Genomic DNA, 7686 nt, shown 5'->3' with positions numbered 1-7686 from the left:
TGGGTCGCCACCCAACACCAGGGTGACTCCCTCCGCCGCCTCGCGATGCACGCACCCCAGCCCCGCTCCTTGATCCACGCCCCTATTGCCGGTCGCTCTTAGCGCCGGTTCTGCTCACAGATACACTTGCGTCACCATAGCAGCCAACGAAAACCGCCAGCATATCCCACCATCGGCAGCGACGAACAGAACCCCAGCCCCGGCCTGGACTTACATCACGATCTGCTATAGTTCCATCACCGCGGCTTTGACGAGTCCCTGAACATCGGCCAGGTTCGCCTGATCGCGGTTTCGCGAACGACGTTCACGTCCCGGACACCATCGTTTTGTCCGGCGATAATATTTTCCGGGCCATCCTCTCCTATCCTCCAAGGTCTGGTACAGCGACCGAGTAGCCGTCGTTGACGGGGGAAAACGGAGGCGACGGGTGCCACGTCAGCTCATGCGACACAGGCTCATCGAAGCGGCGGCCCAGGTTATTCGCACGCGCGGGCTGGCCGTTGCGACGTCCAAGGAGATTGCGCGCGAAGCCAGCGTGGCCGTGGGCAGCATATACAATCACTTTACCGACAAAACGGACCTCATCACCGCGGTGATGCTGGAGGGGCTACCAACCCTCGACAGCGCTCTCGACCAGCTGAGGTTTTGTATCGGCCGGGGGACGGTACAGGGCAACCTCGAGGAGCTGTCACGGTCCGCAATCACTTTCTTCGCACAGTATCTACCGCTGGCCGGAGGACTGTTCACCGACACCGAGCTGCACGCGGCGGTCCGGACGAGACTCGTCACCGATCGCCGGGATCTGTCCGCGGTCCATGCTGGCGTGGCGTTCTATCTGGCGCAGGAACAACAGCTCGACCGAATCAATCCGGACGTCGAGCCCGATGTCGCCGCCGCGGTTCTGCTGGGCGCATGCAGCCAGTACGCGCTGCTCACCCATATGTCCCGGCCGGATGTTCTGCCAGCCGCAGCCAGATACGCCACCCTCACAGTTTTCATGATCCTGCCCGCGCTCCGGCCACCTGGGACGAGCACGCCGGACAGGACCGCTCAGACCCGTTCCGGCGGGCTCACCGCCCACTGAGCGGCCTCCAGCCGAAGTCCGGTAAGAGTGTCGGTCTCATCCCAGCGTTCATGGTCAATCAGCAGCCGCAGCAGCCGGAAACCCTCCTCGGCCTGCGCGGTCTCCGCCCGCACGCTCGTCGGTGACGTGCCGGCTGCGGTGCCGGCGCCGGCCCGCCGGATAACGCCCGCCAGCTCGCCCGCGGACGCGTCCGGCCGGACGGCGGGCTGGCCGAGCCGGCGGGCGAGGCCGGCGAGTTTGGCCTCGTGCGCGACCGCGACCACAGGGGTCCCGGCGGCGGCACCGGCGAGGAGGGCATGAAAGCGCATCGCCACGAGCAACCTGGCCGAAGCGGCGCTGGCCCGTGCCTCGGCCAGGTCCGCCGGTGGTGCCAGCACCGTGCTGCCCGCAAGCCGGGCCCGCAGATAGGACGCCATCTCGCGGTCGTCCGCACCCGTGCTACCGACCTGCCACGGCTGAAGGAGCACCCGCAGCCCGTTCGCGCTCTGCTCGGCGAGAGCCTCCGCGAGCCGGTCGAGCAGCAGCCAGAGCTCCTTGCCGGTGGCTGCCAGATGGCTCAGCGCAACCAGAACGGTATCCTCCCGGTCGCTGTGCCGACCGCCGGTGTGCGGCGGTGGGTTCAGCGGTGGGTTCAACAGCGTCCACGCGGGGTCCGAACCGACCCGGAACGGTGTCGGGGCGCCGCAGCCGCGCAGCAGGTGAGCTGACTCCTCGTCGCGCAGCACGAGGAGATCGATACGGCGGACCAGCTCCCGCGCAAGCCGTCGCGAAAGCGGGTCGGTCAGGAGACCCGCGCCTACACCGACCGCGGCGACCCTGCGTCCGAGCGTTCGTGCCGAGGTGACCAAGGCAAGTGAACGCACCAACAACGAACGCGCCGCACGGCCGGCGCTCGGGTGCAGGGTCTTGAAGATGGTGCCGCCACCGAGAACGACCACATCCGCGCTCAGCAGAGCCTGGGCGACCGCCCACGGATCATCGCTGCCGACGGCGTCACATCCATAGGTGTGTTCCGTCCATCCCGGACGCGCCGTGGTGACCACGAAGTCGCAGCCGGGCAGCGCCCGCAGAAACGCCTCCAGCAGCGCTTCGTCGCCCGGATTACGCTGTCCGAACGCGCCGGCCAACAGCACCCTTGCCACCGGTCACCTCCTCGTAGAGGTCGAGATGGCGGCCGGCCACCGTGGGCCAGGACCTACCGTCGGCGAGGAACGCGTTCGCCGCGCGGATCCGGTCAAGCCGAGCGCGGTCCCGCGCAAGCTCGCGCAGCCGTTCCGCGAGCTCCGCCGGTGTTCCCGGTATGGTCATCAACGGTGGGGCACCGACGCAGTCCGCGAGTGCCCGCGACAACAGCACCGGGGTTCCGTAACCGAAAGCCAGCGCCAGCACGCCGCTGCTCGCATGCGGCTTCGGATACGGCAGCAACGCGAGGTCGGCGGCGCCGAACCAGTGACCGACCTGCTCTTCCGGCACATATCCGACAAACCGCACTGCGTCGGCGAACCGCTCGCGAAGCGCGTCCGCGTAGCTGTGCGTTCCGGTCATCCGCGGATGGTCACCGCCGGCAACCACAAGTTGGACGGTGCCGCCAGCCAGTACAGCCGCCTCGCAGGCCAGCTCAAGGCCCTTGTAGGGCGCCACGAAACCGAAACAGAGAACGGTCAGCCGACCGTCCAGGCCGAGCGCGAGCCGGCTGGCCCCGCGGTCCGGGGTGACGAGCTCCTCAATCCCGTGCGGAATGAGCACGGCGGACGGTACGACATCGGTGAACGCACGCTCATGGACCACAACCGCGTCGGCGAGCCCGCTCACCACCCGTTGCAGGCCGGCAAGCCCGCCGCGCGCCACCGCCGCCGGTACGGCCACCCGGTGCATCCGCGTGTACTCCGCGGTGACGTCCTGAGGTGACACAACCTGATGCATGGTGACGACGACCGCGGGGCGGCCACGCCGCCGGGCGGACAGCGCCGTCACCAGTGACGGCAGTGCCGCGGCCCCGCCGTAGAGGAACAGCTCGTGTTGCAGGTGGATGATCGGAGCCCCGGTCTCGCGGGCCGAGCGCCATGCGGCCAGCAGCGACCACGGCCGGTTGCCAAAGGTTCGATGCACGGTGGGGATTGGCTCGCCGCTCGGAGCGGCCGCAGCCGATTCACGAACGTTGAGCTTGGGCGCGACCACCGCGACCGTCGCGCCCGCGTCAACCAGTGATGTCGCGAGGTTCGCCGCGTAGGAGGCGACGCCGCTCGTCCCGGCGTGCTTCGCGCCGCGCGGTGGATAAGGCGCGACGAGCGCGACGTCAGGCCGCGACATCGACAGCTCGCCGGCCTGCCGCGAGCGATACCGGGGCAACCGCTGGTTCGTCGCGGGCGGGTGCCGGGACCGGCAGTATCCGATGCCGCAGCCACAAGCGTAACAGGGAGACGGCCATCCGCCGGCTGTCCGCGAGCAGGTCCAGCCGCGACCCCTGCTGGTCGATCCAGACCGTGGGCACCTCCGCCACCTCGCACCCCAGGGCGCGGGCGACGACCAGCAGGTCGACGTCGAAGAGGAAGTCGCGGGCGGACAGATACGGCGTGACCTGCTCCAGGACGTCCCGCCGAAACACCTTGGCGCCGCACTGCGTATCCCAGTAGGGCAGTTTGAACATCAGCCGAACCAGCATCGCGAAGCCAACACTTGCCGCGCGGCGCCGCAATGGACGGGCCACGGGCAGCAACGAAGCCGGATGCCACCGGCTGGCCACCGCCGCGCCGACGTCCTGGGCGACCGTCGCGAGCCTCAGCAGCTCACCCGGCGGGGTGGCGCGATCAGCGTCGACAAAGGCGACGAGTCCCGCGTCGGCCCGCCGGAGCGTCTCCGTTATCACGCCACCCTTGCCAAGCTTCGGGTAGCGGTACATCCGCAGCCTGTCATCGACGGCCTGATAGCTCCGGACGATTGCCGCGGTACCATCGGTGCAATGATCCAGCGCCACGAAAAAACGAAAGCCCGGCGCGTCGAGCGCACGCAGATAGCTGTCGAGCGTACGACCGATCCGATGCTCCTCGTTATGCGCGGGAATAATGATGTCGAGACGCATTGAGCTCCCTTACCAGGAGAACCGACGGAAGCCGGAAACAAACTCGCCGGCAGGCCACCAGAGCTATAGCAAAAATTCGGCGGCCCTGACAGCGCACGGCAGATAACGGCCGGCCGCCGGCCGCGGTGCGGTCTGATCCGCCCGCCCCCTCCCCCGTGGGTCCCGACATTAGACACACTCATCAGCAGAATTCTCAGCCAGGCTCTACCCAGCCAGTTTCCTGGTCGTGACTGCCAAGAAACGAGAGAGTTGCGGTTGCATGGCTCTTTGCTCCGGGCATGGTGTCCGTATCCGAAACTCCGGGTGGAAATCAAGCGAAACGCTACGATGCGTTACAGCGAATGAATAAACGTTCAGAACTCCGGCCATGGCCCGCCTCGAGCAGCCCGGTCGATCCACGCCCACCGATCGCCCGGCAAGAGCCAGAACAAGAGCCGCCCAAGAGCGCCCGGCAACAGAGGCGTGGCTCAAGGAGCGGGGCTGGGGCACGCACCCCAGCCCCGCGACGCCGCGTCTCCTGTTGTCGGGCGCGCTGAAAACAACACCAGCCGAACGCCGCTGTCACACGGCCGCGGACCGCCATCCCGGATGTTGGTCGTCTGCCCGGGGCGGCGCTGCGGGCGAATGGCGGCGAAGCGCCCCCCGGCAACGCCGGCAGCGAATATCCCCACGCTGGGCGACGCGGCCGCAGCCAACCGCGCACGGCACTGACTCATACGGCCCGAGAGCAAGCTGGCCCGCATAGTCGCCGACCAGCAGCCGGCACTGGCAGTGCATCACATCGCAGCAGACGAGCAACTCGCCGCGGCGATGCAGCCGCCACTCATGGCCGCATTCCCCACACGGCCTCACCGGTCGACTCACGTTCATTGCCCGCCCCCGATCCAAGCCGGCGGCGCGCTGGCCGCCGACGGCAGTTTTCTCAGCCAGAAACCCGCGACTTCCACCGCTTCCAGCGCGTTGGGCGGTTCACCCAGCGGTCGCCGACGCCTGGGTGGTGACCGCCGCGGAAGGAGCAGCCGATGGTGATTCTGTCGTGGTCGCCGCGGGCGGCACCGGCGTGCTGGCAGGCGGTCTGCTGCCCGCTGGTGACGGCGAAGGGGATGGCGAAACGGTCGGCTGCCCGGTCGCGGCCGGCGTCGGCGAGGCGGCGGACGCCGGCTGGGTGACGGCAGGGGACGCGGCAGCAGCCGGCTGCCCGGACACGGAGGCAGCCGGCGCGGTGGACACCGTGGCCGCGGTGGGCCCAGGCTCGGGTGCGGCCGATGCGGGTCCGCTGGGGCTCGGTGCCACGCTTGGCCGCGCGACGTCACCTGGTGTCGGCGTCGGGTCGGCCGGGCCGCCCGGGGTGGGCATCAGGGCGGGAGTGGGGCCGGTGGGCATCGGCTCGGTGGGCAAGCCAGCGGCGAGATCGGCCTGTCCTGCCGCCGGTGCGACGGTTGGCGACTCGCCCGCGACAACACCGCCGCCGGGGTCCTTGCGCAGCGGTGGGATCGCCAGCGGATCCACCGCCGCGCCGTCGGCGGGCGGCGGCGGCACCGTGAACGGGCCGACCGTGGTTATCCCCGTACCGCGTATGGCCCGCGAGAGCCGGACCGCGCCGATATAGCCGTCGAGCCACAGCGGTGTGATGCGGACCACGTCTCCGGTCTGCGGCGCATGGATCACCAGGCCGCCACCGACATACATCGCGACATGATGGATCGTTGCCGGATCAGAGGTGTCGTAGGCGTAAAAAACAAGATCACCGGGTAGCAGCTCAGCCAGCCGGACGGCCTGGCCGACCCGGGCCTGGTCCGCGGCGACCCGGGGGATAAGGATCCCCGCGCTCGCGAACGCCCGCTGGGTGAGCCCGGAACAGTCATACGAATCCGGGCCTTCCGCCCCCCACTCATAGGGCCGGCCCAGTTGGCTGAGGGCAAACAGCAGCGCCGCGCGAGCCTGTGCTGACGGACCGAGCCCCGCGACGTCCGGGGCCCGCACGACCGTACGCCAGCGGGCCAGGTCGGGCGCATTGAGCTGGTCACCGCCGAGCCCCGGCATCGCGTGCGCCTGCCGAACAAGATCGCTAAGGTTCGCCCGCAGCGTGCTGTACGGCTGCCGGGCCCAGCCTCCGGACAGCCCGGAGCCACCGGCAACGTCGGCCGTCCCGCTCACCGACGCCAGGAGCTGCGGAGGCGAGACGGACCGTGGCAGGGGTACTTCGGAGCCACCCAGCCCGTACACCGCCATGCTGGCGGCCAGCATGATGCGCACGAGATGCCGCATCTCGTGCCCGCCCCCCTGTGCCCGCATGCTCCTCCGTTCAGCCGGACCGCTTTCAGTTCCCGACACCAACAGGAATGCGGCCGCTGCCCCGGGCATGTCGCGGGGAGATACCGCACGGAAAACCGATCACTGCCGCCTTGCGATGTGCGTGCCCCAGCCCCACTCCTTGATCCACTCCCCTATTGCCGGGCGCTCTTACCCGCCGATTTCTCCATGCGGCTGCCGGCCGGCCATCCCCCCCTGTAAGCGATCCGCTATCCCCCGGTAGGCGATTCGCGCGCCCCTGCGCTTCCATAGGTTATACGGCGGGAGCGGCATCGCTCCAGCCAGTCAGTCGGCCGCATTTTTATTGATCATGCAGACTCGCCAACACCACCAACTGGCCACCCGCCGGCCATGGAGAATTTGCCGCGGCGAGACGACCAGGAAATGCGGTGAGGACAGAGTTGAGACCCGTGATCGGGCCGATCTCCGCCGGCCGCGGGGAACGGGCTGGGGCAGGGAAAGCAACAGATCGGGACGCGGCGGGGCCGCGCATGGAGATTTTTTCACGACACGTCGCAGGCGAGCATGCATTGACTGTGGCATTTCCATTCACCTGCTGGTAGCCCCGCGCCCGTTTCGGGCCGGCGGTGCGAGCATCTCCTGCGCGCCGCCGACGACACAAAGATCAAAAGCGCCCGGCAACAGACGCGTGGAGCAAGGAACGGGGTTGGAGTGCGTGCATCGCGAGGCGGCTCGGGGAGTCGCCCGGGTGGTGCGCACCCCCACCCCGCGACGCCGCGTCCCCTGTTGCCGGCCGCTCTCAGGGGGGAGCAATCGATGGCGAAGGATGGGGCCGGTCAGTGCCGGCCACGGTACGGCGGGCCACCACGCGGCGCGTTCATCAGGACGGCCCACCGGAGCAGGCTCCGCGGCCGGCCGGCCGGCCAGGGGATCGCATGACCGTCTCCGCCGAGAACGCCACGCTCGCCAGCGCCGCCAGCATCTCGCTGCCCCGTCGCCGGATCGCGACCGAGCAGATCATGGTCATCGCGGGCCAGCTCGGCGCGGGCGGCGGCAACCTGCTCTTCTCGATCGTCGCGCTGCGGCTGCTGAGCCCGAGTGACTATGCCGAGCTTGTCACATTCATCGCTCTGTATCTGCTGTTACACGTTCCGACGGCCAGCCTGGCGGTTGGCAGCGCCATCGCGCCGGGTGACGAGCGGCGGCTACGCCGCGCCGGGCTGGGGCTCGGCGCCGGGGCCGGGGCCTG

Annotated in this window: 6 protein-coding genes; 2 read left to right on the top strand and 4 right to left on the bottom strand. The window is 69.1% G+C overall.

Going from position 1 to position 7686, the window contains the following annotated elements:
- The first annotated feature begins 427 nt into the window (after window positions 1–427).
- The gene (locus MJ797_RS24925; RefSeq protein WP_239341886.1) at window positions 428–1084 is read left to right on the top strand and encodes a TetR/AcrR family transcriptional regulator; all 657 of its coding nucleotides are present in this window, start codon (window positions 428–430) and stop codon (window positions 1082–1084) included.
- On the opposite strand, the gene MJ797_RS24920 is transcribed toward MJ797_RS24925, so the two are convergent.
- From MJ797_RS24920 to MJ797_RS24905, 4 genes are all read right to left on the bottom strand, one after another.
- Window positions 1051–2226, bottom strand: coding sequence for a polysaccharide pyruvyl transferase family protein (locus tag MJ797_RS24920; RefSeq protein ID WP_239341884.1), 1176 nt, complete (start codon window positions 2224–2226; stop codon window positions 1051–1053). The genes MJ797_RS24925 and MJ797_RS24920 overlap by 34 nt on opposite strands.
- On the bottom strand, window positions 2186–3394 hold the full coding sequence (locus MJ797_RS24915) for a glycosyltransferase (protein WP_239341882.1): 1209 nt from the start codon (window positions 3392–3394) through the stop codon (window positions 2186–2188). The genes MJ797_RS24920 and MJ797_RS24915 overlap by 41 nt, the downstream gene beginning before the upstream one ends.
- Complete coding sequence (locus tag MJ797_RS24910) at window positions 3381–4163, bottom strand: glycosyltransferase (RefSeq protein WP_239341880.1); 783 nt, start codon at window positions 4161–4163, stop codon at window positions 3381–3383. The genes MJ797_RS24915 and MJ797_RS24910 overlap by 14 nt, the downstream gene beginning before the upstream one ends.
- Window positions 4164–5132: 969 nt before the next feature.
- The gene (locus tag MJ797_RS24905) at window positions 5133–6458 is read right to left on the bottom strand and encodes an NlpC/P60 family protein (RefSeq protein WP_239341878.1); all 1326 of its coding nucleotides are present in this window, start codon (window positions 6456–6458) and stop codon (window positions 5133–5135) included.
- Between the two features lie 914 nt (window positions 6459–7372).
- On the opposite strand from MJ797_RS24905, the gene MJ797_RS24900 reads away from it, so the two are divergent.
- On the top strand, window positions 7373–7686 hold a 314-nt coding region (locus MJ797_RS24900; RefSeq protein ID WP_239341874.1), incomplete at its 3' end, for a hypothetical protein.

The organism is Protofrankia sp. CiP3 (assembly GCF_917627345.1).
In the GTDB taxonomy this organism is placed as follows: Bacteria; Actinomycetota; Actinomycetes; order Frankiales; family Frankiaceae; genus Protofrankia.
Note: the sequence above shows the minus strand (reverse complement) of the source record. Positions and strands in the feature narration are given on the sequence as shown.

What these genes read in the sequence shown, in the direction of transcription:
- MJ797_RS24905 (WP_239341878.1), bottom strand. Translation starts at nt 6,458, where the DNA reads ATGCGGGCACAGGGGGGCGGGCACGAGATGCGGCATCTCGTGCGCATC.
- MJ797_RS24915 (WP_239341882.1), bottom strand. Translation starts at nt 3,394, where the DNA reads ATGTCGCGGCCTGACGTCGCGCTCGTCGCGCCTTATCCACCGCGCGGC.
- MJ797_RS24910 (WP_239341880.1), bottom strand. Translation starts at nt 4,163, where the DNA reads ATGCGTCTCGACATCATTATTCCCGCGCATAACGAGGAGCATCGGATC.